The following is a 20,844-nucleotide window of genomic DNA, read 5'->3' on the forward strand; positions in this document are numbered from 1 at the left end:
GGGAGAGAAAACCATGACCCCATCGATTAACTCTGTGCGCCGATCCTATGCGGCCGTCCTGGTACTGCTGGCGCTGGTGCTGGTCGGCGGCTGCAGCTCGATGTATTACGACGCCATGGAGCAGTTGGGGTTCGAGAAGCGGGATATCCTGGTCGACCGGGTGGAAGAGGCGCGAGATGCCCAGGGCGAGGCGCAGGAGACCTTCCGTTCCTCGCTGGAGCGCTTCCAGAGTGTGGTCAATACGCCGGATACCGATCTCAAGGCGAAGTACGAGGAGATCCGCGATGCTTATGAAGACAGCGAAGCGGTGGCCGCCGACGTGCGCGACCGGATCGACGCCGTGGAAGACGTTTCCGGGGCGCTGTTCGAGGAGTGGGAGGACGAGCTGGATCGCTATGAAAGCGCGTCGCTGCGCCGTTCCAGCGAGCGTCAGTTGCAGGAAACCCAGCAGCGCTATGCCCAGCTCATTGACCGGATGCATCAGGCCGAATCGCGCATGGGCCCGGTGCTGGAAGCGTTCGAGGACCAGGTACTGTTCCTCAAGCACAACCTCAATGCCCAGGCCATTGGTTCCCTGGAAAGCGAACTGGGCCGCATCCAGCAGGATGTGGACGCGCTGATCCAGAACATGGAAGCCGCCATTGCCGAGTCCCAGTCCTTTATCGACAGCTTCCAGACAGCGCAGTAAACGGCGCTCCCGGTCCCGGTCAGCCGCTGGCCGGGATCGTCTGGCTCTCGCGCAAACTCTTGTAGGCGTTCAGGTCGAAGAAAGACACGTGCACGATGTGCCGGGTCGGGATGACGATGCGGAAATCCGACAGCCCGGCCATCCGCGCGCCTTCCTCCAGCAGTCCCTTTTCCTCGTAGTGGTGGTAGTAGTTGCGCAGCAGCACCAGCTCCAGATCGTCGTCGCGCCGGTAGCCACTCAGGGTGGGGATGATGGAAATGGAGTCCAGTAGCGACGCCTCCGTGTGCACGTGGGTCACCAGCCCGATGTAGCACTTGCGGGTGTCCAGGGTCAGGGAGACCCACTGCTCGCCGCGCACGGCGTCGAGGAAAATGCCTTCCAGCTCATCCCCCAGACAGGCCTTGCGCAGCTTCTTCAGGCGCACGGCCGGGTGTCGGGTGCGGCGCTTGCTCGCGTAGCCGCTGACGGTGGCCAGGAAAAAGGCGAGCAGGGCGATCAGCAACTCCCGGGGCGTGATGGCCTGGCTGGTGTAGTCGCCGATGTTGCGGGTCAGATGATCCAGTGTGATGTCCAGGAGGGGCAGGGCGCCGGAGGGCAGGTCGAATGCGTCGATGAGCAGGACGATCAGGGTCGCCAGGATAACAAAGACAAACCCGTACAGGGCCACCGAGAAATAGCTTTCCCAGCCGGAAAGGCGCTTTTGCTGGTAGCGTGCCGGCAGGTGCAGGGACGTGAAGATGAAACCGCAGACGAGGACAAACGCAACGTAAAGGACGCCCATGCGCTTCAGGCGGTTTTGCGGTCGGGTTCGAAATCCTTGAGGCTTTGGAGTTGGGCGCGAATGGAGCGGACGACCTCTTCGTTTTCGAGGTTCAGTTTGACATTGCCATCACGATCCACGCGATAGCGGCCGGCATCCTTACCGCTGCTGTCTTTCCCTTTTTTCCAAAATCCGAAGAATCCCACGGACATAAGAAACGTCTCCTGACTGATGATGGCAGCATAGCGAATGGGGCGCGGCGTTGTCTATTCCATGACCGGTACGCAACGTCGACCGTCAATCTGTTGCGAAGAGTCTTCACTGGCCAGTTTTTTCTTTTCATGGCAGATCAAAAGGCTAGGACTGGATGCGGGAATCCTTGCCGCGTCTTCATGAATTTCGGGTTGCACCCGGGTTGATCAGTTCTTAAGCTGTTTTTCCCCATGGAGGGATGATCAGAACAGAGAGGAATAAGGCGAGCGCCAAACCGAACAATACGAAAAACGTGCGGCCAGCACGGAGGCACCACCCATGCTCGAACATTACCTCTGCAGTACCCTCCATTTGTCGCCCGGTCACCAACTCCGACCGGTTGAACCCGAAACCATGATGACCCGTTTGCCGGACGCCCCGGCGGGCAAGTGTCAGCACTTCTGCCTTCGTGACGACAGCAACCGTATCATCGCCCTTTTCGATGCACGACGGATGGCTGGCGGTTATTTCGGTTACCACAGGTATCACCCGGACGGCACGCACCTGTTGCATCGACTGTTTCGCATGAAGCAGCCGGTGGAGTATGAATTCCCGGTCTAGATCGATCTGGAGATCGGACTGGATAGCGGCCGGTTTTGAGGGGCGACGATGTGTCGGCCCGCTGCCGCCGGTTGATATAAAAAGCGCCTGCTCCGGCCGGGTCATTATGTCGGGGCAGTGGTTGAGATCAGGGACGATCTGGAACTCGATTGAACGTTCATAGTGAGTCCTATGCGATCCGTGATTCTCGAACATTTCTGTGTACAACTCGTCCAGGAAAAGCGTCAGGACGACGTTCCCCTCTACAGCATTGAGGTGGAAGGCGAAGGCTCGCTCTACAGCCATGTCAGCTTCGAGGCTGTCATGCACTATTTTGAGATGCTGGTTCACCCCGCCGATACCGGAACCGTGGCCTGAGCTTCCTGGCTTCACGCAAATGAAACACGACTGCGCCAGGATGGATCCTGCATCTGGTTGATCCCTGTTTGGCCTGGACCGGGAGGTCAGGGCTGAACGATTGTGGCCGGCGATTCTGCCGGCTTTTTGTCATCCAGCTGTCATCATCTGTCAGTAGCTTTATTCAGCAGTGCCAAGAGCCTCTGAAAAAGTTCAGTGCTCAGACTCTTCTGGAGTGGACATCGTTGCTTGCCAGGCTTTTGCCTGGCTTTTTTATGTCTGCTTGAGGCCCTTTTCGCTCTGTAGCCATCGGCTGTGGTCCACTGACCCGAATAGCGTTGGCCATTTTCCTACATCCGCCTCATCCATTTCGTCTCAAACCCGGTTCGTGTTGTCGTTATTCTGGTGACGTCTCTAATGGATGGATTGCGTGTAACACACCGACCAGAGAGATTGGTCTGTCGAGCCTGTCCGTATAGCAGTCGGACTTTTTTCATGGGTCGTTGATGCCCTGGGCCTGCCGGAGTCCCCCCGGAGGTCACGTGAAAGGGCATCCTTTTTCTTCCCCGCACGTTCGAACGAAACCTTTTCCAGCCTGAGCGATTCTCCCCCGTTTCCTGGCATCTTCCCTTCCGGCGGCTGTTCCCGTTGCTGAGCCAGCCTTGCCCTTCGCCCGGCTTGTGGGTTGGTCGTGCTCCGGCCGTCATAAAAGTGTCATCGCATTGCCATTTGCCCAAAGCTACCCTATGAAGCGCTGGCAGGAGAGCGTTCGCCACCCAGACAGATCCATGGACCATGGCCATGTGGCTGTGGCGCCCCGCATTTCACTGATGAACATCGGAGGCAAGCATGATCGAAGAGCACCTGCGCGACTGTATCTATATTCCCCAAGGGCATCGGCTGGTCCGCCAGGCGGCGGATGCTGCAGAGGCCGACGAGGACCGGGTATCAACCTGTCAGAGCGAACGGTTCCAACTGCTGGACGCCAGGGACAACCTGGTGTGCCGCTACAAGGCCTGGCAGGTCGACAACGACTTCTTCGGATACTTCGAATACGACACCGACGACACGCTGGTCGATCGCAAGACCGTGACCCTCTGACGCGTGCTGGCCACATGGCGCACCCGGCGCATCGTGGTAACCACGTACCCCGGCGTGGCCCTGTTTCACCGGATTGTCACGCAGCGTCGTTTTAATGCACCTGGTTTCGGCTTATCTGTCGGTCGAAACGAACGTGTTGCCAATGAACGATGCTGGATGGCATCGACTGGACAGCCACGGATGGCTGGCTTTTTCAGCGATTCCGAACAGGTGCCCCATGCGATCCGTACTGCACGATCACGACGTGGTCCGATTGATCAAAGACGAAACCAATGCCAGTGAAACCCTCTACCGGGTCGAGGTGGAAGGTGAAGGCACGCTCTATTCGGCCGCCAGTTTCGACGCCGCCCTGCATTACCTCGACATGCTCATGCACCCGCTGATCGTTGAACCCGCCGCCTGAAACGCTGTCTGAATGCTTCGGGTTTCTGCGTTACCCACCCATCTGTCTTCTTCCAAAACGTTGCTGTGAACGGGGCCGGCCCCGTTGCGCGGTAACCATAGAGGGAAAGGGAGTCCGATCGTGAAAGCGCTGATAACGCACCTGCGCGAGAAACTGGAACTCAAACCAAGACAGACGCTCGTGGAAATGGATCGGATGCGAACGTCGGACGGTTCAGCGCGATTTCGCAAGAAAATGTTCGAACTCCGCGAAGATGGCGACCGGGTCATCGCGCTCTATGATGCCTGGATGATCGAAGAGCGCGGCAACGGCTTCTTCGGCTACTTCCGGTACAACGCGGATGGCGACCTGATGGGGCGCCGGACATTCATCATCCGCCGACGCCGGAAGCCGACGCGCACTGGGCCCGAAACCGAATCGTCCGGACACTGAATATGACACTTTGTTCACTTGTAAGGGCTGCCGAAATCCAGACAATACCCCGCTTTTGCTCGACCGAACGGGGACTTACGGGTGAAGTGGATAGTAGTTCTGGCGATGCTGCCAGCGATAGTGTGGGCTGACTACGGCAGCGTGCGGGTGGACGAAGTGGTGCGGGTCTACGACGGCGACACCATCACCGTGAACGTCGGCGAGTGGCCGGCGCTGCTGGGTCATGAGATCGGCGTGCGCGTGAACGGCATCGACACCCCGGAAATCCGCGGCCGCTGCGAGAGCGAAAAGGCCCTGGCCTATGAAGCTCGCGACCTGGTCCGCCGCATCCTCGCGACCGCCCGCGACATCGAACTGCGCAACCTCGACCGCGGCAAGTACTTCCGCGTGGTGGCCGACGTCTACGTCGACGGCCAGAACCTCGCCTCCCACGTGCTGGCGGCGAAGCTGGCTTATCCATACGACGGCGGAACCAAGCAGGGGTGGTGTGGCGCCTGACCGGGAAAGGATCGAAAGCGCTTAGTAGGTCACCTGAATGCCCCGCTTCCGGATAAAACCGTCCGAGACAAACACACCGACAATCCCACCCACCGAAACCGCAAACGTGGCGATGAAAAGCGCGGGCAGGGCCAGCGGTCCGCTCAGCCAGCCATCGCCGAACAGGTAGAGCAGGGACGAGAGAATCGCCACCGCAAACGCCCACTTGTTCGTCAGGAAAAAGAACCCAATCTCGAAGGCCCAGACCGACTCCCGGGCCTTGTAGCGCGACAGTCCGAACGCCACGTAAGCAGCGGTGGCCAGCAAGGCCAGTCCGGCCACCACGAGTGTGTCCGGATTCAGCGGTGCCGCGACGAGCCAGACGTAGCCGATGCGTAGCGACAGCCCGGCCACGGCCAGCCAGAATAAAAACAGCGGACCCAGGATCAGTCCCATCCTTTCCTCCCTGAAGGCGCAATCCCTGATGAGCCGGTAAGCGTATCAGGCTCGCGCCTCCGTTACCGCGTTGGGCACATCAATTTCGTTCAATACCGCGTCCGGCCGTTATCGCATCCTGCGGCAACCTTTCATGCATGAAGAGAGCGACCATGACTGTTTCGATCCTGCTGATGATGTCCGCCTTCGCGCTCGCCGCGTCCATTTCGCCGGGGCCGGTGAACCTGGTGTGCCTGAGCAGTGGCACCCGTTACCCGATTTCCCAGGGCCTGATTTTTGTCACCGGCGCGACCCTGGGGTTCATTGCGCTGTTTATCGGCGTCGGGTTGGGGCTCTATTCCGTGCTGGCGCTGGTGCCTTGGCTGGAGGAGGCCTTGCGGTGGGGCGGGATTGGGTTCCTGCTGTACCTGAGCCTGCGCCTGTTTCTCGACGATGGCCGGTTGCCGGACCGGGAGGCGCGCGCCGCGCCGGGGTTCATGACCGGGGCGCTGATGCAGTGGCTCAACCCCAAGGCCTGGCTGGCGTCCGCCTCGGGCATCGGTGCCTACACCAACGGCAGCGAGCTGGACCAGGTGATCGTTTTCGCCGCGCTGTACCTGCCGATCTGCTGGCTGTCCCTGGGCAGTTGGGTCTACGCCGGCGCCTTCCTGCGGCGCCATATCCAGCGTCCGGTGGTGCTGGTTACGATCAACCGGGTGTTGGCGTTACTGCTGGCGGCGACCTGCCTGTACCTGTTGTTCGAGTAGGGGCTGGCGGTACTGGTTCGGCGTGGCCGCCATCAGTCGCTTGAAGGTGCGCTGGAAGTGGGCCTGGTCGGTGAAACCGGCGTCCAGGGCGGCCTCGGCAATCGGACGGCCGCGTTTGAGGGCCTGCTGACCGAGCTGGACGCGGCAGTTGATCTGGTAGGCGTGCGGAGGCAGGCCAAAGTGCTGCTTGAAGGCGCGCACCAGGTGCCCCGAGCTGTATCCCGAACGCGCGCACAACTCGTCGAGCGACACCTCATCCGCCGCCCGCGCCTTCAGGTAGGCGGCCAGATCCTGCAACACCTCGGGTGCCTGGGCTACTGGCTCATCGGGCCGCTCTGCCAGAGCCTGCATCAATGCCGTCAGGTATTCGACCAGCATCGTCTGCTTGTCCAGCAACGCCCGCTGCGAGTCCAGCAGGCACGCGGCCAGACGAACGTACCCGTCGTACCAGAGCGGATCCCTGAGCACGGCGGTGGCCATGTCCTGCCACTGCGGCGCGTCGAGCAACCCGGCGTCATAGCGCAGCGCCGTCAGCCAGTCCGTATCGACGTACATCATGAAATAGGCCCAGGGCCGGTTGTCGATCGGATTGCAGGCGTGGACCCAGTTGGGGTTCATCAGCACCAGTGTGCCGGCGTCGATGCGGTAAGTGTCCTTGCGGTAGAGAAAGGTGCTGAAGCCGTCAGTGATGGCGCCCAGCGACCACTGGGTGTGGCTGTGCGGCGCGTAACAGACCTGGCGACCGTCCTCGACCTTGCGCAGCTCCACGTGGGGCATGCGGTCATCGCGCCAGAATACTGGCCGGCAGGGATCCGTCTTCATCGGTGGGCACCTCGCTGCGGGATTGTTGTGTCGATTCATGCCGCGACTGACAGGTTAGCATAGCTTCGTCTGGCAATAGCCGGTGCAGTAAACTGATCGAAACCCGGAATGGTTGTTCACAGAAGCTCAGGGAGGACTGATGTCGGTGACGGAAGAGTATAAAGAAGTAGACCGCGTGTTGTATGGGCATATTCTCAGCTTTCTCGGAGCGTTAACCGCGTTCGCCACCGCTGTTGTATTGCTGGTCGTGCAGGGAAGTGTTTCGGCGGGCCGGGGATTCGGTTTGATGGGTGTCATCATGCTCGTATTGGCGATTCCCTTCTGCTTTGCCGCGTTTGTTCTTAATCTGAAGTTGCTCCGGCGTGATCGAGTTCATCCGAAAAGCATCAAAGCAGTCGATAACTTCACCACGACGGCGATGTCGTTCGGGGTTGTCGGATTCTGGGGCATTATCGGTGCCTGGACCACCTTGCTGGGGCTCGTTTTTACTGCTGCTGTATTCGTTGCATTTGGGGCGACAGTCTTCGTCGCTCGGCGGTTTGATCGACTGAACCCGAGGGACGATGAATAACTGTAGTAACTGCTCCGAAAGGCATTTTTCGTCACAATTCCTGCCGAATGTCGTCGAGATCCGGTCGGTGTCCCGACGATAGCCTTGTTCCTGTACCCGGACAATACAGGAGCGTTTATGTCTTCGGATTCCATAGCAAAGCAGTGGCTGGAGCTTTGCGACCAGGCCAACCAGGCGGAAACAAAGTATGCGTTTGAGCGGACCTTCCAGAATCTCAGGGAGATGCGGCGGATTCAGAAGGAGCGGGATCGGGTGGGGCGTCAGTTGGCGCGCTGCTGCCCGGCCCAGTGAGGCGCGGGCCTTGCCAAAACAGAGGGCCAGAAACGAAAAAAGCCGCTCGATTGAGCGGCTTTTCAGAATGATGGTGCCCGGAGGCGGAATCGAACCACCGACACGGGGATTTTCAATCCCCTGCTCTACCGACTGAGCTATCCGGGCAACGGGGGCGTATTAAACCGGTTTCGATGGGTTGAGTCAAGGCTGTTTTGCAGAAAAATTCCCAGACTTTTCAGGGGTGCTCAAACCTTGCGCAACCTGCCGGTTTATTGCTCTTCCGGCGGCACAAAACCTTCGGCTTGCTCGAAGGGTTCGTTGTCGAGGAACTTCTCCATCTGAGCCTTGAGGTACTTCCGTGCGAACGGGTCCATCATGTTCAGGTGCTTTTCGTTGATCAGCATGGTCTGCTGGTTCTGCCACTCCTGCCAGGCCTGCTTGGAGACGCTGTCGTAGAGTTCCTGGCCCTTGGCGCCGGGCATGGGCGGGAAGTCCAGGCCTTCCATCTCTTTCTGGTATTTGCGGCAGAATACGGTGCGGCTCATGAGGGCTCCTGTATTGGGCGTTCCGGATTGGGATTGATGGTAACAGATCCGTCGGGTCTGGATCAGATCAGCTGAGGCTGTTCGGGACGCGTCAGCAACTTGCGGATGGGGCTGGGAATGCCCAGCGTTGGCGCTTCTTCCCGACGTTGCCAGGCGAAGCTGTCGCCGTCCTGCACGGTGGTTTCGCCCAGGTGGCGCAGGCGCACCGGGTGGATGTGCAGGTGGTAGTGGCTGAAGGTGTGGCGGAAGCCTTCCAGCGGTTCGGCGTCGCCGCAGCGCACGCCCAGTTCCCGCTCGGCCACTTCCGGCAGTTCGTCCAGGGTGATGGCGGTATCCAGTTCGGGCAGGCTCCATAGGCCGCCCCAGATGCCGCTGGGCGGGCGCCGTTCCATCAGCAGGTTACCGGCGTCGTCCTCGATCATCAGCAGCCAGGCCTCTTTCTCGGGCTTGGCTTTCTTGGGTTTGGATTCGGGCAGGGCGTCGGTCAGACCTTCGGCCAGGGCATCGCAGTCGCTGGAGACCGGACAGGCGCCGCAGTCCGGTCTGCGCCGGGTGCAGAGCAGGGCGCCCAGGTCCATGATGCCCTGGGTGTAGTCCCGCACGCGCTCGTGGGGCGTATGCCGCTCGGCGTGGGTCCAGAGTTCGCGCAGCACAGCGGTCTGCCCCGGCCAGCCGCGCACGGCGTGGTAGCGGGCCAGCACACGTTTGACGTTGCCGTCGAGGATGGCGGCGCGGATGCCGTGGGCCTGGGCCAGTATGGCGGCGGCGGTGGAGCGGCCGATGCCGGGCAGGGCCTCAAGCTGCTCCTGTTCTTGCGGGAACTCGCCGTCGTGGTCGCGAACCACCGCCTGCGCCGCTTTCTGCAGGTTGCGGGCGCGGGCGTAGTAGCCCAGGCCCGACCAGTGCCGCAGCACGTCGTCCACCGGCGCCTCCGCCAGGCTTTGCACGTCCGGGAAGCGGGCCATGAACGCCTGGTAGTAGGGGATGACGGTGGTCACCTGGGTCTGCTGCAGCATGATCTCGGACACCCACACGCGGTAGGGCGTCCGGTTCTCGTGCCAGGGCAGGGCCTTGCGGCCGTGGTCGTCGTACCAGGCGAGCAGCAGATCGGCGAAACGGTCTGACATCAGTTGAACAGCCCTTTCAGCGCGTCCTTGATCTTGTCGCTGCTTTCCTTGTCCAGCTTCTCGTCCAGTTTTTCGCCGAGCTTCTCGTCGATGGCCTTGTTCACTTCTTTGGTCGCCTTTTTCTTGGCGGCGCTGGCGGCCATGTCCTTGAGGTTGTCGCGGAAACGCGAGCCGTCGAAGGAGCAGAGCTTGGCCGGTTCGCCGGAAATGTCGCCGCGGCATTCTACCGGAATCACCACGCCTTCCACATACTCGGTCACGCGGCAGGCTTCATCCCGGTGGATCTCGCCGACGATGCGCAGGCCCAGTTCGTAGTCCAGATTGCTCGCCGCCAGGTCCACATTGCCATCGCCATTGAGCTGCATGCCGGCCAGGGCGGCGGTGAGGTCGGTGTTGGTGATGGTGTTGCCGTCGATCTTGAGTACGCCGTGCATGTCGTTGAACGGCGTGGTGGTGCCCCAGTCGCTGGTGGACAGGCTTTCCTGGTTGGCCAGGGCAATGCCCTGGCAGGCCATGCGGGTCAGGTTCATGTCGTTGAAGCTGCCCTCGGCCAGGTTGAACTTGATCTCGCCCTTGGCGTTGTTGCGCAGGGCGGACATGCGGTTGCCCTGCGTCGTGATGTCGGCGGTCAGGTTGGCGCCGCCGGACAGCATTTTCATGTCGGCCAGATCGGTGAGCAGATCCAGGGTCTGGATGTTGTTGGCGCGTTCGCTGATTTTCCAGGTGGGGTTGTCCTTGCGCGCATCCAGGGTGGCGGTGACGTTGAAGTCGCCGTCGTAGAGTTTGCCGGCAAACGGGTCCAGCTTGATCAGTCCGTTCCTGGCGGACACCTTGGACTGGATCTCGGTGATGGTCAGGTTGCTGGCGATGAGCTGGTCCAGGCCCAGGTCGATGTCCAGGTCCAGGCCGCGCAGTGTGTCCAGCGGCAGCAGATCGGATTCCTCACCCGCCGCGGCCGCCGTCGAGCCGGACGGTTGCTCGCCGCCGGACTCGCCGGCATCCGCGCTGCCGGCGTCGCCTTCTTCCGCCTCCGGGGGCAGGTAGCGGTCGACGTTGATCGCGTCGCCCTGCAGCTTAAGGTCGATGGCGGTGTTGGCCAGGCCCAGGCCGAAGTTGCCGTTGAAGGTGGTGTCGTCCAGCACCAGTTTCAGGTTGCTGAGGTTGACCTGGCCGCCTTCGCCGCCGATGTCGGTGGAGAACGAGGCTTTCTTGAGCACGTCCGGATCGCGGGTCTCGATGGCCGGCTGGCCCAGGGTGCTGAGCAGGTCGCGGATGGAGAATTCGGCCAGGGCCAGGTTGCCGTCCAGCTTGGGCTGGTCGCCGAAGCCGGCCACGTCGACGTTGGCGGTCAGTTCCAGGCCGGCCAGGGTGGCAACGAAGTCGGACAGGGACGCGGTTTCGTTCTCCAGGTTGGCAGCGGCGTTGCCGGTGAAGCCCGCATTGACGGTCTTGCCGCCCACCGCTTCGCCGCTCAGCTCGAAGGTGCTGTCCAGGTCCTGCATCTGGAACTGGTTGAGGGCTTCGTTAGCGGTGAGTTGGGCGGAGAGCTGCGCGTTCACCGCCAGTTCCGGCGCGTTGGTGGTAAAGCGGAAGCCCAGGTCGAGCGGGAAGGTCTGGCCCAGGGCGATGTCCTGGGCGGTCAGGGAGAAGTCCTCCAGGGTGACGGACTGGCCGCTGGCCTCGTCGCTGTAGTGCACCTGGGCGTTGGTGATGGCCACTTCCTCGACGTTGAACTTGAGCGGCTCGCTGTCGCCGGTGGCGGCTTCTTGCGTTGGTTCTTCGGCGGGGGCCGGTTCGGTCGGCGCGGTCTCTTGCGCCGGCTCACCTTCCGGCATGATGCGCTCCCAGTTGCCCTGACCCTGGGCGTTCTTCACCAGCCGGGCGTCGAGGCCATCGAGGGTGAACACGTCCACCGCCGGCGCCATGGTGATCAGCGACCAGAAGTCCACTTCCGCCTGCAGCCGGTCCAGCCTGACCAGGCGCTGGCCTTCCAGCTGCGCTTCCACGTCGTTCACTTCCAGGCCGATGGGAATGAACGACCAGCTGATGTCGCCGTTCAGGGACAGGTCGAGGTTGGTCCGGCTCTCGACGGCTTTCTCGATCTGGGGCTTGTAGGCGTTGGGATCGATGATCGTGGTGGCGACCACAATGGCCAGGGCCATCAGCACAATGATGGCAATCACGGCGATCAGGAGATAGCGAAGCGCTTTCATGGCGGCAGTATCCTTACGGCTCGAATGGGTTGTCGGCAAGGGTCCGGGCGCGGACAGCAAAGCGCCCATAACGAAACTTTGTCAATTTTGCCATACGTTTAGCATACGATAGGGGATGCAATCCGCCCACTTCAGCGGCCCAATCAGCGGCGAATCTTTCCGAATGTTCATTTAATCGGCAAACCCGTTAAACTGTCGATCATCGGGCAGGGCCGTTACAGGTCTGCTGTCTCGGCGAGTAGCACGGTCGGTGCGACCGGTCCGGCATAATAAAGACAAATCAACGAAAGGAGTTTCGGGTGGCCATTACCATTGCGATCGAACTGAACCGCGAGATCGATATTCCAGGCAGCTACGACGAGGTTTTCGAACTGCTGGCGGACGTGCCGCGCTCGGCCAGCCACTTCCCCAAGGTCGATCAGTTGGTGGACCTGGGCAACAACACCTACCGCTGGGAAATGGAGAAGATCGGCATCGACAAGCACTCCATCCAGTCGGTCTACGCCAGCCAGTACCAGTCCGACAAAGAGGCCGGCAGGATCACCTGGACGCCGGTCAAGGGCGAGGGCAACGGCGTGGTGCAGGGATCCTGGACGCTCACTGCCAAGGGCGACGACGTCACCCGCGCCAGCTTCCAGACGACAGCGGAACTGACCCTGCCCCTGCCCGGCCTGCTCAAACTGGCCATCAGCCCGGTGGTGAAGCACGAGTTCAACGGGTTGGTGGATACCTACATGAACAACCTCAGGAAAGCGTTCTAGACCGCTCCGGATCTCACCGTTCCAAAGAGTTCCCGGGCGCGGTTCCGGCAATCGCGTTGATAGACGCAATGTGGTGTCAATCAAGTGAGATTGACACCGTAACGCGGTATACTCTGCCCTGTTCATTTTGACGGCTTTTCTTGATGGAGTCCCCATGGCCGAACGCAAGGCGCGGGTAGAGCGCAATACCCTCGAAACCCAGATCACTGTTTCCGTAAATCTCGACGGCACCGGCGAATCCCATTTCGACACCGGCGTGCCTTTCCTGGAACACATGATGGACCAGATTGCCCGTCATGGTCTGGTGGATCTGGAAATCGTAGCCAAGGGCGACCTGCACATCGACGACCACCACACGGTTGAGGACATCGGCATCACCCTGGGCCAGGCCTTCACCAAGGCCGTGGGCGACAAGAAGGGCATCCGCCGCTACGGTCACGCCTACGTGCCGCTGGATGAAGCCCTGTCGCGGGTGGTGATCGACCTGTCCGGCCGTCCCGGCCTGACCATGGAAGTGCCGTATACCCGGGCCAGCGTCGGTGGCTTCGACGTGGACCTGTTCGAGGAATTCTTCCACGGTTTCGTCAACCACTCGATGGTGACGCTGCACATCGACAACCTGCGCGGCAAGAACTCCCATCACCAGATCGAGACCGTCTTCAAGGCGTTCGGTCGCGCCCTGCGCATGGCCATCGAACCGGATGAGCGCATGGCGGGCGTCATCGCCTCCACCAAGGGTTCTCTCTAACCGCGTTTCCAATGATTCCGGCCGCGGCCCGATCGGACGGCGGCGGCCCTTCCTCTCCGGAGTTGTCCTGACTATGAAGTCCGTTGCCATTATCGACTACGGTATGGGTAACCTGCACTCGGCCAGCAAGGCCGTGGAACACGTGGCGCCGGACATGCGCGTCCACGTCACCGACGATGAAGCCGTTATCCGTGAAGCCGACCGCGTGATCCTGCCGGGTGTCGGCGCGATCCGCGACTGCATGGCCGAGATCCGCCGCCAGGGGGTGGATACCCTGGTCCGGGATCTGGTCGACGAGGGCCGCCCGCTGCTGGGGATCTGCGTCGGCATGCAGGCGCTGATGGCCCGCAGCGAGGAAAACAACGGCGTGGAGGGCATTGGCCTGTTCCCGTCGGAAGTCCGCTACTTCGGTGACGACCTCAGCGAGGCCGGTGAGCGTCCGGGCGAGCGTCTGCGTCTGAAGGTGCCGCACATGGGCTGGAACCAGGTCTGGCAGACCCAGGACCACCCGATCTGGCACGGCATCGAGGACGGTGACCGCTTCTACTTCGTGCACAGCTACTACGCCGAGGCCGAGGGCAATGCCGACATCGCCGGGCGCACCCGCTACGGCGTGGACCTGGCCGCCGCGGTGGCCCGCAATAATGTCTTCGCCACGCAGTTCCACCCGGAGAAGAGTCATCGGGCCGGCCTGCAGCTGTTGAAAAACTTCGTACAATGGTCCGGCCGCTGACACCGGCCCCACAACCCGAACTGGATTGATACCACCATGCTGATTATTCCCGCCATCGACCTGAAAGACGGCAAATGCGTGCGCCTGCGCCAGGGCCGCATGGACGATTCCACGATCTTCTCCGAGAACCCGGTGGACGTGGCGGCCCGCTGGGTCGACGCCGGTGCCCGTCGCCTGCATCTGGTGGACCTGAACGGCGCCTTTGCGGGTGAGCCGGTCAACGGCGAGATCGTCAACGCCATTGCCAAGCGCTTCCCGGACCTGCCGATCCAGATTGGCGGCGGCATCCGCTCGGCGGAGACCATCGAGGCCTACCTCAAGGCGGGCGTGCAGTGGGTCATCATCGGCACCAAGGCGGTGAAAGAGCCCGAGTTCGTCACCGAGATGTGCAAGCGCTTCCCGGGCCACATCATCGTCGGCCTGGACGCCAAAGACGGCCTGGTGGCCACCGATGGCTGGGCGGAGGTATCTGAAGTCAAAGCCACCGACCTGGCAAAGCAGTTCGCCAACGACGGCGTCGACAGCATCGTCTACACCGACATCAGCCGCGACGGCATGATGCAGGGCGTCAACGTCGAGCAGACCGCACACCTGGCGGAATCCTGCGGCATTCCGGTGATCGCCTCCGGCGGCGTCACCAACATGGACGACATCCAGCGCCTGTCCGCCGAGGCGGACCGCGGCATCCTGGGGGCCATCACCGGCCGGGCCATCTATGAAGGCACCCTGGACGTGGCCGAAGCCCAGGCCTGGTGCGACCAGCAGGAGCAATAATCATGTCCCTGGCCAAACGCATCATCCCATGCCTGGACGTGGATAAGGGCCGCGTGGTGAAAGGCGTGAACTTCGTCGATATCCGCGACGCCGGCGACCCGGTGGAAGTGGCCCGCAAGTACAACGAGCAGGGCGCCGACGAGATCACCTTCCTCGACATCACCGCCAGCCACGAAAGCCGTGACACCACCTACGAAACGGTGGAACGCATGGCCAGCCAGGTGTTTATCCCGCTGACCGTGGGTGGCGGCGTGCGCACGGTGGACGATATCCGCAAGCTGCTCAACGCCGGGGCCGACAAGGTCAGCATCAACACCGCGGCGGTGTTCAACCCGGACTTCGTGCGCGAGGCGGCCGAGCGTTTTGGCCGTCAGTGCATCGTGGTGGCGATCGACGCCAAGCGCGTCAGCGAGGAGGGCGAGGCGCCGCGCTGGGAGATCTTCACCCACGGCGGCCGCAAGCCCACTGGGCTGGACGCGGTGGAATGGGCGAAGAAAATGGTCGACCTGGGCGCCGGCGAGCTGCTGCTGACCAGCATGGACCGGGACGGCACCAAGGTCGGCTTCGATCTGGGCCTGACCCGTGCGGTGAGCGATGCGGTGAGCGTGCCGGTGATCGCCTCCGGCGGTGTCGGCGAGCTGCAGCACCTGGCGGACGGTGTCACCGAGGGCGGTGCCGACGCGGTGCTGGCGGCGTCGATCTTCCACTTCGGGCAGCACACCATTCCCGAGGCGAAACAGTTCATGCAGGCGCAGGGCATCGAAGTCCGGCTCTGAGGCCTTGTGCGTACCCGGAGGGCGCCCGCTCTCCGGGCTTTCCCCTGAATTCTCCGTCTATTCCCCGTCGACCTTTCTCTTCGCCAGCGGTAGATGCACCGGCTGCTTGATGTCCACAAACATCGGCGCGTTATTGTGGCGCATGGCCCACAGGCCGCTGACCGTGGCCACGGCGATGCCCTGTTCGTCCAGTTCCGGCAAGTGCTTGACCAGATAGTCCACCGTCACCTTGTGCGGGTGGCCGATGGCGATGGCGGTGCCCTTGCGGCGGGCAATGTCGATCAGGTGTTTGAACTGCTTATCGACGAAGGCCTCGGTCTGCTTGTGGTCCAGGAACACGTCCCGGCTCAGGTTGGGCACCTGTGCGCGCTGGGCGCTGTCTGCAGCCACGGTGGAGGCGATGGTGCGGCTGTCGACGAAGTACAGCGGGTACTGGAACAGCTCGCCCATGACCCAGTCCATGTGATCCCGGTTCTGGGTCAGCAGGCTGCCCATGTGGTTGTTGACGCCCTGCACGTAGGGAATGGACTTCAGCGCCCGGCGCAGGGTCTGCACGGTGGTGCGCTGGTCCATGTCGGCGTAGAGCCCGCCGCCGCCGAGACCGATATGGTGGGTGTTGGCCATGGGCGCGTGCAGCATGATTTCCTTGCCGCGGGCGTGGGCCGATTCCGCCAGGTCGTGGGTGTACGGCCGGTAGGGCAGGAAGGCCAGGGTGATCGGCTGATCCAGATCGATCAGGCGCTGGCCCTGGATGCGGTCGTGCCCCATGTCATCGATGATGATGGCGATGGTGGGCGGCGGCTGCTCGCCCGACGCCGAGGCATCGGCGAACGGTAGCAGGGTGGTGCCGACAACGGTCAGCAGGGCGCCGAGCAGGCGTCGATGACGTCCTTTCAAACTCACTCCTTGATGGCTTTGCTCTGATCGAGGATTTTCAGGCCCTTGAGCAGGTTGAGGCTGGTCCGCAGCTGGTAGTCGCGGGACACCAGTTCGTCCCGCGCCGGAGCATCGCCGTTGTCCTCGCTCTCGCCTTCGCCGTTTTCCAGGTGCCCGCTGAGGTCCGCTTCCGTAAAGAAGGGCTGGTTCTCGACTTCGGTCAGCCGGCCCTGGCGCACGACGATGTCCGGGTGGATACCCTTGGCCTGGATGGAGCGCCCGCTGGGCGTGTAATAGCGGGCCGTGGTCAGTTTGATGGCGTGGGTCTCGTCCAGTGGAACGACCGTCTGCACGGAGCCCTTGCCAAAGGATTCGGTGCCCATGACCACGGCGCGGTGGTGGTCCTGCAGGGCGCCGGCGAGAATCTCCGAAGCGGAGGCCGAACCGCCGTTGATCAGCACCACGATGGGGGCGCCGTCGGTTTCGTCCCCCGGTTGGGCGGAGAAGCGCAATTTGGAGCTCTGGATGCGCCCCTCGGTGTAGACGATCAGGCCCTCGTCCATAACCGCGTCCGCCGCTTCCACCGCCGCTTGCAGGACGCCGCCGGGGTTGTTGCGCAGGTCGATGATCAGGCCGTTCAGGGAGCCGCCGTTCCTGTCTTCGAGGCGGTTGATGGCATCGACGAACTCGCGTCCGGTTTCCGCCTGGAACTGGGTGAGGCGCAGGTAGCCGTAGCCAGGCTCGAGCATCCGGCTCTTGACGCTGGTGACCTTGATGATCGCCCGCTCGACGTCGATTTCGATGGGCGCGCCGCCCTCGTCATCACGGACGATGGTCAGTGTGAGGGTGGTGCCCGGTTCCCCGCGCATCAGCGACACGGCTTCTTCCAGCGTCATGCCTTTGACCGGCTGGTCGCCCAGCTTGATGATGACGTCGCCGGCCTGCACGCCGGCTTTCTGGGCCGGAGTGTCGTCGATGGGCGAGATCACCCGGATGAAACCGTCTTCCATACCCACTTCGATGCCCAGTCCGCCGAACTCGCCGCTGGTGCTTTCTTCCAGTTCTTCGTAGGCCTGGGGTTCCAGGTAGGCGGAATGCGGGTCGAGGCCGGACAGCATGCCCTTGATGGCGTTCTCCAGCAGGGTCTTGTCGTCGACTTCCTCCACATACGCCTCACGGATACGCCCGAACACCTCGGTGAACTTGCGCAGCTCGTCCAGCGGGAGCTGTTTTTCCGGATTGGGCAGGCGAACCGTGACGTCCTTGCCATCGATTTCGCCCGGCAGCAGGGTCTCGCCCGTTTCCGGATCCGTGTCGCCCAGGGCCAATGCCGGCAGGACCAGCAGGCAGGCGGCAAATGCCAGAACGGTCGGGGCGTTGCGTCTAGCCAGTTTCATGCAGTCATTCCTGTACTCGCAGCGATTTATTATGGAGGACCGGGCGCCTGCGCAACAGTCGTCACGGCAGACACAGTCGCCTTATTGATGGGCAAGCCACTTCCGGGGATTCTGTGGCGTGCCGTTGTGCCGGATCTCGAAGTAGAGTTGTGAGTGCGAGTCCGTGCCGCTCTCTCCGGCAATGGCGATGGTCTCGCCGGCCCTGACCCAATCGCCCGGGCTCTTGAGCAGGCTGGAGTTGTGACCGTAGAGGCTCATGTAACCATCACCATGATCAATAATGGTCAGAAGCCCGAAGCCGCGCAACCAGTTGGCAAAAACCACGCGTCCGTAATGCACCGCTTTGACGTCGGCTTCCGGCTGGGTGGCGATCAACAGGCCGTTGTGACGCAGGCGGCCGTTGCGCAGGCTTTCGCCGTAGCCAACAGTGACCTTACCACGCGCCGGCCAGGGCAGTTTAGCGCGCAGCGAGGCGAACGGCTGCGACTCGTCGGGGGTGGGGATATCGGCGATGGCCGCTTCCACTTCCTTGAGGAGTTTTTCCAGTCGCTCCCGGTCGGCAACCAGGTCTTCCCGCTGTGAGCGCTTGTCCGAGATGTCGGATTTGAGCAGGGCCAGGGTGCGCTGGCGGGTCTGGCGCTGGTCCTCCAGCTTGTCCTGGCGTTCGGCCACCGAGGCTTCGGTTTTCCTGAGATCCAGGCGGGCGGCGACGACCTGTTCGCGGGTGTCCTTGAGCTGGTTGAGGGTGCGGTGAAAAGCTTCCAGCTGGCTGACGGTGTGCTGGCTGAGGTATTCGTGATAGGTCATGATCCGCGCCAGTTTCTGCGGATCGATCTCGTTGAGCAGCACTTTCAGAGCCGGGGCGTCGCCGGCCATCCAGGCAGCGCGGATCTGGGCCTCCAGGGCGCTGCGCTTGGACGCCAGCTCCCGTTCCAGCTTGGCCTGTTGCGCGCTCAGCTCCTCCAGCCGGGCCTGTTGCTGTGCTGCCTTCTGCTGGAGGGCGCGGCGCTCTTTCTTGAGCTGCCCGATCTGCCGTTCGGTGCGCGCCAGGGTCTGCTCCAGCTCGCCCTGATCGTCCTCGGCGTCTTCCAGCCAGTCGTCGATATCCGCGATCTGTTCCTTGAGCTCTTCCACCTGTTCGCGCGAGACGTCGTCGTCCTGGGCGCTGGCGGGAAGTGGAAGCGCGCTCAGCAGTAGCAGGCCGAGCATGCCTGAGCGCAGGACGCGCAAGCGCTGGCACCGCGGTGGCTGCTGTTCGTTTACCGGGAGCGCGGGCGCCCAGCGACGAAACCGGCGAGCCGCGCTGCGAAGTGAAAGCAGGCGGCAGGCCGGTCGGATCGTGGGCAAAGCGTCCAGCGCTTGAGCTACAACGGACACCGGGGGCGCGCGTCTTGAACGGCGTTTACGGCAGTTCGACCAGCGAGTGGCCGGTCATTTCCGCCGGCTGCTCCAGTGCCATCAGCGTCAGCAGGGAAGGCGCCACGTCGCTCAGGGCGCCGTCGTCCTTCAGCGCGATAGCGCGGCTGCCCATGTACACCAGCGGCACCGGGCCGGTGGTGTGGGCGGTGTGCACCTGGCCGGACTCGGGGTCGGTCATCTGCTCGCAGTTGCCGTGGTCGGCGGTGATCAGGGCCTCGCCGTTGACGTCTTTCAGCGCGGCGTCGATCTTCGTCAGGCACTGATCGATGCACTCGGCGGCCTTGATCGCGGCTTCGTAACTGCCGGTGTGGCCGACCATGTCGCCGTTGGCGTAGTTGCAGATCACCAGGTCGTACTTGCCGCTGCGGATGGCCTCGCACAGCTTGTCGGTCACCTCCGGTGCGCTCATTTCCGGCTGCAGGTCGTAGGTGGCGACGTTCGGCGACGGCACCAGGATGCGGTCCTCGCCCTGGTAGGGCTCTTCACGGCCACCGCTGAAGAAGAAGGTGACGTGGGCGTATTTTTCGGTCTCGGCGATGCGCAGCTGGGTCTTGTCCAGCTTTTCCATGTACTCGCCCAGGCTGTTGACCAGCTCTTCGGGCGGGTAGGCGCAGGACGTCTTGATGGTGGCGGCGTACTCGGTGAGCATGACGAAGTCCGCCAGGGCCGGGCGTTGCTTGCGCTCGAAACCGTCGAAATCGTCTTCCACGAAGGCGCGGGTCATTTCCCGGGCGCGGTCGGCGCGGAAGTTCATGAAGATCACGCTGTCGCCGTCCTGGACGAACGCGTCCGGCTCGCCGGCGGCCTGGATGCGGGTGGCCTTGACGAACTCGTCGTTCTCGCCGCGCTCGTAGGCTTCGTGCAGACCTTCCACCGGGGTATCGGTGACGAACTCGGCCTCACCGGAGGTGATCAGGTTGTAAGCGGCTTCGACGCGGTCCCAGCGATTGTCCCGGTCCATGGCAAAGTAGCGGCCGACGATGGAAGCGATGCGGCCCACGCCCATCTCGCGCAGCTTGCCGTCGACTTTTTTCAGGGACGGCTCGGCGCTGCGTGGCGGCATGTCGCGGCCGTCCAGGAAGGCGTGGATGTAAACGGTCTTGGCGCCGCGCGAGCGGGCGACTTCGGCGGCGGCGAGGATATGGTCCTCGTGGGCGTGGACGCCGCCCGGCGACAGCAGGCCCATCAGGTGGACGGCCTTGCCGGCGTCCACGGCCGTGTCGATGGCGCCGGTGATGACCGGATTGTCGGCGAAGGCGCCGTCGCTGATGTCTTTATCGATGCGGGTCAGGCTCTGGTAGACGACGCGACCGGCCCCGAGGTTCATGTGTCCGACCTCGGAGTTCCCCATCTGGCCCTTGGGCAGGCCCACGAACATGCCGGAGGTGTTGATCAGCGTCTGCGGCTGTTCCTGCATGAGCTTGTCCCAGAACGGGGTGTTGGCGTTGCTGATGGCATTATCGTCAGACGGGTCGCGGTGGCCCCAGCCGTCGAGAATAATCAGTGCAGTCGTCTTTCGCATAGCGTTGATTGCCTGGTCGTCCTGAATGGAGTTTGGAGTGCCGAGTCTACCTGTTTTCGGCGGGGCAGGCTAATG

26 protein-coding genes and 1 tRNA gene are annotated in these 20,844 nt (G+C 62.5%); 15 read left to right on the top strand and 12 right to left on the bottom strand.

Translation table 11 applies throughout. The annotated features are described in order from the left end of the window. The first annotated feature begins 13 nt into the window (after window positions 1–13). Window positions 14–688: a DUF2959 domain-containing protein gene (locus tag DKK67_RS03590; RefSeq protein ID WP_111494466.1), complete on the top strand. Its 675-nt coding sequence runs from the start codon at window positions 14–16 to the stop codon at window positions 686–688. A 19-nt stretch (window positions 689–707) separates the two neighbouring features. On the opposite strand, the gene DKK67_RS03595 is transcribed toward DKK67_RS03590, so the two are convergent. Further along, window positions 708–1,469, bottom strand: a complete 762-nt coding sequence (locus DKK67_RS03595) for a hypothetical protein (RefSeq protein ID WP_111494468.1) — start codon at window positions 1,467–1,469, stop codon at window positions 708–710. Window positions 1,470–1,474: 5 nt separating this feature from the next. Further along, window positions 1,475–1,660, bottom strand: a complete 186-nt coding sequence (locus tag DKK67_RS03600) for a hypothetical protein (protein ID WP_111494470.1) — start codon at window positions 1,658–1,660, stop codon at window positions 1,475–1,477. A 319-nt stretch (window positions 1,661–1,979) separates the two neighbouring features. Here DKK67_RS03600 and DKK67_RS21500 point away from each other — a divergent pair, with 319 nt between their 5' ends. From DKK67_RS21500 to DKK67_RS03625, 6 genes are all read left to right on the top strand, one after another. Then, entirely contained in the window at window positions 1,980–2,261 is a 282-nt protein-coding gene (locus DKK67_RS21500; RefSeq protein ID WP_162628729.1) for a hypothetical protein, read from the top strand. Between the two features lie 171 nt (window positions 2,262–2,432). After that, a complete protein-coding gene (locus DKK67_RS21505; protein ID WP_162628730.1) occupies window positions 2,433–2,618 on the top strand; it encodes a hypothetical protein in 186 nt (61 codons plus the stop codon). An 828-nt stretch (window positions 2,619–3,446) separates the two neighbouring features. Further along, window positions 3,447–3,698 carry a hypothetical protein gene (locus tag DKK67_RS03610; protein ID WP_111494474.1) on the top strand — a complete coding sequence of 84 codons (252 nt, stop codon included), beginning with the start codon at window positions 3,447–3,449 and terminating at the stop codon, window positions 3,696–3,698. A gap of 217 nt (window positions 3,699–3,915) precedes the next feature. After that, window positions 3,916–4,101: a hypothetical protein gene (locus tag DKK67_RS03615; RefSeq protein ID WP_111494476.1), complete on the top strand. Its 186-nt coding sequence runs from the start codon at window positions 3,916–3,918 to the stop codon at window positions 4,099–4,101. Between the two features lie 120 nt (window positions 4,102–4,221). Continuing rightward, a complete protein-coding gene (locus DKK67_RS03620; protein ID WP_111494478.1) occupies window positions 4,222–4,533 on the top strand; it encodes a hypothetical protein in 312 nt (103 codons plus the stop codon). Between the two features lie 81 nt (window positions 4,534–4,614). Beyond that, entirely contained in the window at window positions 4,615–5,031 is a 417-nt protein-coding gene (locus DKK67_RS03625; RefSeq protein WP_228160501.1) for a thermonuclease family protein, read from the top strand. Window positions 5,032–5,052: 21 nt separating this feature from the next. Here the strand turns inward: DKK67_RS03625 and DKK67_RS03630 are convergent, their stop codons facing one another. Then, window positions 5,053–5,466, bottom strand: a complete 414-nt coding sequence (locus DKK67_RS03630; RefSeq protein WP_111494482.1) for a hypothetical protein — start codon at window positions 5,464–5,466, stop codon at window positions 5,053–5,055. A 152-nt stretch (window positions 5,467–5,618) separates the two neighbouring features. Between DKK67_RS03630 and DKK67_RS03635 the strand changes: the two genes are divergently transcribed. Continuing rightward, the gene (locus tag DKK67_RS03635; protein ID WP_111494484.1) at window positions 5,619–6,212 is read left to right on the top strand and encodes a LysE family translocator; all 594 of its coding nucleotides are present in this window, start codon (window positions 5,619–5,621) and stop codon (window positions 6,210–6,212) included. On the opposite strand, the gene DKK67_RS03640 is transcribed toward DKK67_RS03635, so the two are convergent. Continuing rightward, entirely contained in the window at window positions 6,171–7,034 is an 864-nt protein-coding gene (locus DKK67_RS03640; RefSeq protein ID WP_204355720.1) for an AraC family transcriptional regulator, read from the bottom strand. The genes DKK67_RS03635 and DKK67_RS03640 overlap by 42 nt on opposite strands. A 139-nt stretch (window positions 7,035–7,173) precedes the next feature. Here DKK67_RS03640 and DKK67_RS03645 point away from each other — a divergent pair, with 139 nt between their 5' ends. Both DKK67_RS03645 and DKK67_RS21510 read left to right on the top strand, forming a co-directional pair. Continuing rightward, complete coding sequence (locus DKK67_RS03645) at window positions 7,174–7,605, top strand: hypothetical protein (RefSeq protein ID WP_111494486.1); 432 nt, start codon at window positions 7,174–7,176, stop codon at window positions 7,603–7,605. A 117-nt stretch (window positions 7,606–7,722) separates the two neighbouring features. Next, window positions 7,723–7,896, top strand: a complete 174-nt coding sequence (locus DKK67_RS21510) for a hypothetical protein (RefSeq protein ID WP_162628731.1) — start codon at window positions 7,723–7,725, stop codon at window positions 7,894–7,896. A 71-nt stretch (window positions 7,897–7,967) separates the two neighbouring features. Here the strand turns inward: DKK67_RS21510 and DKK67_RS03650 are convergent. From DKK67_RS03650 to DKK67_RS03665, 4 genes are all read right to left on the bottom strand, one after another. Next, window positions 7,968–8,043, bottom strand: a tRNA-Phe gene (locus tag DKK67_RS03650). 104 nt (window positions 8,044–8,147) lie between these two features. Then, window positions 8,148–8,423, bottom strand: a complete 276-nt coding sequence (locus tag DKK67_RS03655; RefSeq protein WP_111494488.1) for an oxidative damage protection protein — start codon at window positions 8,421–8,423, stop codon at window positions 8,148–8,150. Between the two features lie 62 nt (window positions 8,424–8,485). Next, window positions 8,486–9,550 (bottom strand): A/G-specific adenine glycosylase, encoded by a 1,065-nt coding sequence (gene mutY / locus DKK67_RS03660; RefSeq protein ID WP_111494490.1) that lies wholly within the window; start codon window positions 9,548–9,550, stop codon window positions 8,486–8,488. After that, window positions 9,550–11,763 carry an AsmA family protein gene (locus DKK67_RS03665; RefSeq protein ID WP_111494492.1) on the bottom strand — a complete coding sequence of 738 codons (2,214 nt, stop codon included), beginning with the start codon at window positions 11,761–11,763 and terminating at the stop codon, window positions 9,550–9,552. Before DKK67_RS03665 ends, mutY begins: the two co-directional genes overlap by 1 nt. Window positions 11,764–12,062: 299 nt before the next feature. Here DKK67_RS03665 and DKK67_RS03670 point away from each other — a divergent pair, with 299 nt between their 5' ends. The 5 genes from DKK67_RS03670 to hisF all read left to right on the top strand — a co-directional run bounded on the left by DKK67_RS03670 (window position 12,063) and on the right by hisF (window position 15,555). Then, window positions 12,063–12,524 carry an SRPBCC family protein gene (locus tag DKK67_RS03670; RefSeq protein WP_111494494.1) on the top strand — a complete coding sequence of 154 codons (462 nt, stop codon included), beginning with the start codon at window positions 12,063–12,065 and terminating at the stop codon, window positions 12,522–12,524. 154 nt (window positions 12,525–12,678) lie between these two features. Beyond that, complete coding sequence (gene hisB / locus DKK67_RS03675) at window positions 12,679–13,272, top strand: imidazoleglycerol-phosphate dehydratase HisB (protein WP_111494496.1); 594 nt, start codon at window positions 12,679–12,681, stop codon at window positions 13,270–13,272. Window positions 13,273–13,345: 73 nt separating this feature from the next. Continuing rightward, window positions 13,346–14,005 (top strand): imidazole glycerol phosphate synthase subunit HisH, encoded by a 660-nt coding sequence (gene hisH / locus DKK67_RS03680; RefSeq protein WP_111494498.1) that lies wholly within the window; start codon window positions 13,346–13,348, stop codon window positions 14,003–14,005. A 36-nt stretch (window positions 14,006–14,041) separates the two neighbouring features. Beyond that, window positions 14,042–14,779 (top strand): 1-(5-phosphoribosyl)-5-[(5-phosphoribosylamino)methylideneamino]imidazole-4-carboxamide isomerase, encoded by a 738-nt coding sequence (hisA, locus tag DKK67_RS03685; protein WP_111494500.1) that lies wholly within the window; start codon window positions 14,042–14,044, stop codon window positions 14,777–14,779. Window positions 14,780–14,781: 2 nt separating this feature from the next. After that, window positions 14,782–15,555, top strand: a complete 774-nt coding sequence (gene hisF / locus DKK67_RS03690; RefSeq protein WP_111494502.1) for an imidazole glycerol phosphate synthase subunit HisF — start codon at window positions 14,782–14,784, stop codon at window positions 15,553–15,555. A 57-nt stretch (window positions 15,556–15,612) separates the two neighbouring features. Here the strand turns inward: hisF and DKK67_RS03695 are convergent, their stop codons facing one another. From DKK67_RS03695 to gpmI, 4 genes are all read right to left on the bottom strand, one after another. Continuing rightward, entirely contained in the window at window positions 15,613–16,416 is an 804-nt protein-coding gene (locus DKK67_RS03695) for a divergent polysaccharide deacetylase family protein (protein ID WP_407657826.1), read from the bottom strand. Between the two features lie 38 nt (window positions 16,417–16,454). Next, window positions 16,455–17,828, bottom strand: a complete 1,374-nt coding sequence (locus tag DKK67_RS03700; protein ID WP_111494504.1) for a S41 family peptidase — start codon at window positions 17,826–17,828, stop codon at window positions 16,455–16,457. 81 nt (window positions 17,829–17,909) lie between these two features. Further along, window positions 17,910–19,058 carry a murein hydrolase activator EnvC family protein gene (locus tag DKK67_RS03705; protein ID WP_228160502.1) on the bottom strand — a complete coding sequence of 383 codons (1,149 nt, stop codon included), beginning with the start codon at window positions 19,056–19,058 and terminating at the stop codon, window positions 17,910–17,912. 172 nt (window positions 19,059–19,230) lie between these two features. Next, the gene (gene gpmI / locus DKK67_RS03710) at window positions 19,231–20,778 is read right to left on the bottom strand and encodes a 2,3-bisphosphoglycerate-independent phosphoglycerate mutase (RefSeq protein ID WP_111494508.1); all 1,548 of its coding nucleotides are present in this window, start codon (window positions 20,776–20,778) and stop codon (window positions 19,231–19,233) included. Between the last annotated feature and the right edge of the window lie 66 nt (window positions 20,779–20,844).

Source organism: Marinobacter bohaiensis (genome assembly GCF_003258515.1).
Taxonomy (GTDB): Bacteria; Pseudomonadota; Gammaproteobacteria; order Pseudomonadales; family Oleiphilaceae; genus Marinobacter_A; species Marinobacter_A bohaiensis.

Excerpts from the sequence above, each read along its gene's own strand:
- DKK67_RS03590 (WP_111494466.1), top strand. The coding sequence starts at position 14 with ATGACCCCATCGATTAACTCTGTGCGCCGATCCTATGCGGCCGTCCTG.
- DKK67_RS03595 (WP_111494468.1), bottom strand. The coding sequence starts at position 1,469 with ATGGGCGTCCTTTACGTTGCGTTTGTCCTCGTCTGCGGTTTCATCTTC.
- DKK67_RS03600 (WP_111494470.1), bottom strand. The coding sequence starts at position 1,660 with ATGTCCGTGGGATTCTTCGGATTTTGGAAAAAAGGGAAAGACAGCAGC.
- DKK67_RS21500 (WP_162628729.1), top strand. The coding sequence starts at position 1,980 with ATGCTCGAACATTACCTCTGCAGTACCCTCCATTTGTCGCCCGGTCAC.
- DKK67_RS21505 (WP_162628730.1), top strand. The coding sequence starts at position 2,433 with ATGCGATCCGTGATTCTCGAACATTTCTGTGTACAACTCGTCCAGGAA.
- DKK67_RS03610 (WP_111494474.1), top strand. The coding sequence starts at position 3,447 with ATGATCGAAGAGCACCTGCGCGACTGTATCTATATTCCCCAAGGGCAT.
- DKK67_RS03615 (WP_111494476.1), top strand. The coding sequence starts at position 3,916 with ATGCGATCCGTACTGCACGATCACGACGTGGTCCGATTGATCAAAGAC.
- DKK67_RS03630 (WP_111494482.1), bottom strand. The coding sequence starts at position 5,466 with ATGGGACTGATCCTGGGTCCGCTGTTTTTATTCTGGCTGGCCGTGGCC.
- DKK67_RS03635 (WP_111494484.1), top strand. The coding sequence starts at position 5,619 with ATGACTGTTTCGATCCTGCTGATGATGTCCGCCTTCGCGCTCGCCGCG.
- DKK67_RS03640 (WP_204355720.1), bottom strand. The coding sequence starts at position 7,034 with ATGAAGACGGATCCCTGCCGGCCAGTATTCTGGCGCGATGACCGCATG.
- DKK67_RS03645 (WP_111494486.1), top strand. The coding sequence starts at position 7,174 with ATGTCGGTGACGGAAGAGTATAAAGAAGTAGACCGCGTGTTGTATGGG.
- DKK67_RS21510 (WP_162628731.1), top strand. The coding sequence starts at position 7,723 with ATGTCTTCGGATTCCATAGCAAAGCAGTGGCTGGAGCTTTGCGACCAG.
- DKK67_RS03655 (WP_111494488.1), bottom strand. The coding sequence starts at position 8,423 with ATGAGCCGCACCGTATTCTGCCGCAAATACCAGAAAGAGATGGAAGGC.
- mutY (WP_111494490.1), bottom strand. The coding sequence starts at position 9,550 with ATGTCAGACCGTTTCGCCGATCTGCTGCTCGCCTGGTACGACGACCAC.
- DKK67_RS03665 (WP_111494492.1), bottom strand. The coding sequence starts at position 11,763 with ATGAAAGCGCTTCGCTATCTCCTGATCGCCGTGATTGCCATCATTGTG.
- hisB (WP_111494496.1), top strand. The coding sequence starts at position 12,679 with ATGGCCGAACGCAAGGCGCGGGTAGAGCGCAATACCCTCGAAACCCAG.
- hisH (WP_111494498.1), top strand. The coding sequence starts at position 13,346 with ATGAAGTCCGTTGCCATTATCGACTACGGTATGGGTAACCTGCACTCG.
- hisA (WP_111494500.1), top strand. The coding sequence starts at position 14,042 with ATGCTGATTATTCCCGCCATCGACCTGAAAGACGGCAAATGCGTGCGC.
- hisF (WP_111494502.1), top strand. The coding sequence starts at position 14,782 with ATGTCCCTGGCCAAACGCATCATCCCATGCCTGGACGTGGATAAGGGC.
- DKK67_RS03700 (WP_111494504.1), bottom strand. The coding sequence starts at position 17,828 with ATGAAACTGGCTAGACGCAACGCCCCGACCGTTCTGGCATTTGCCGCC.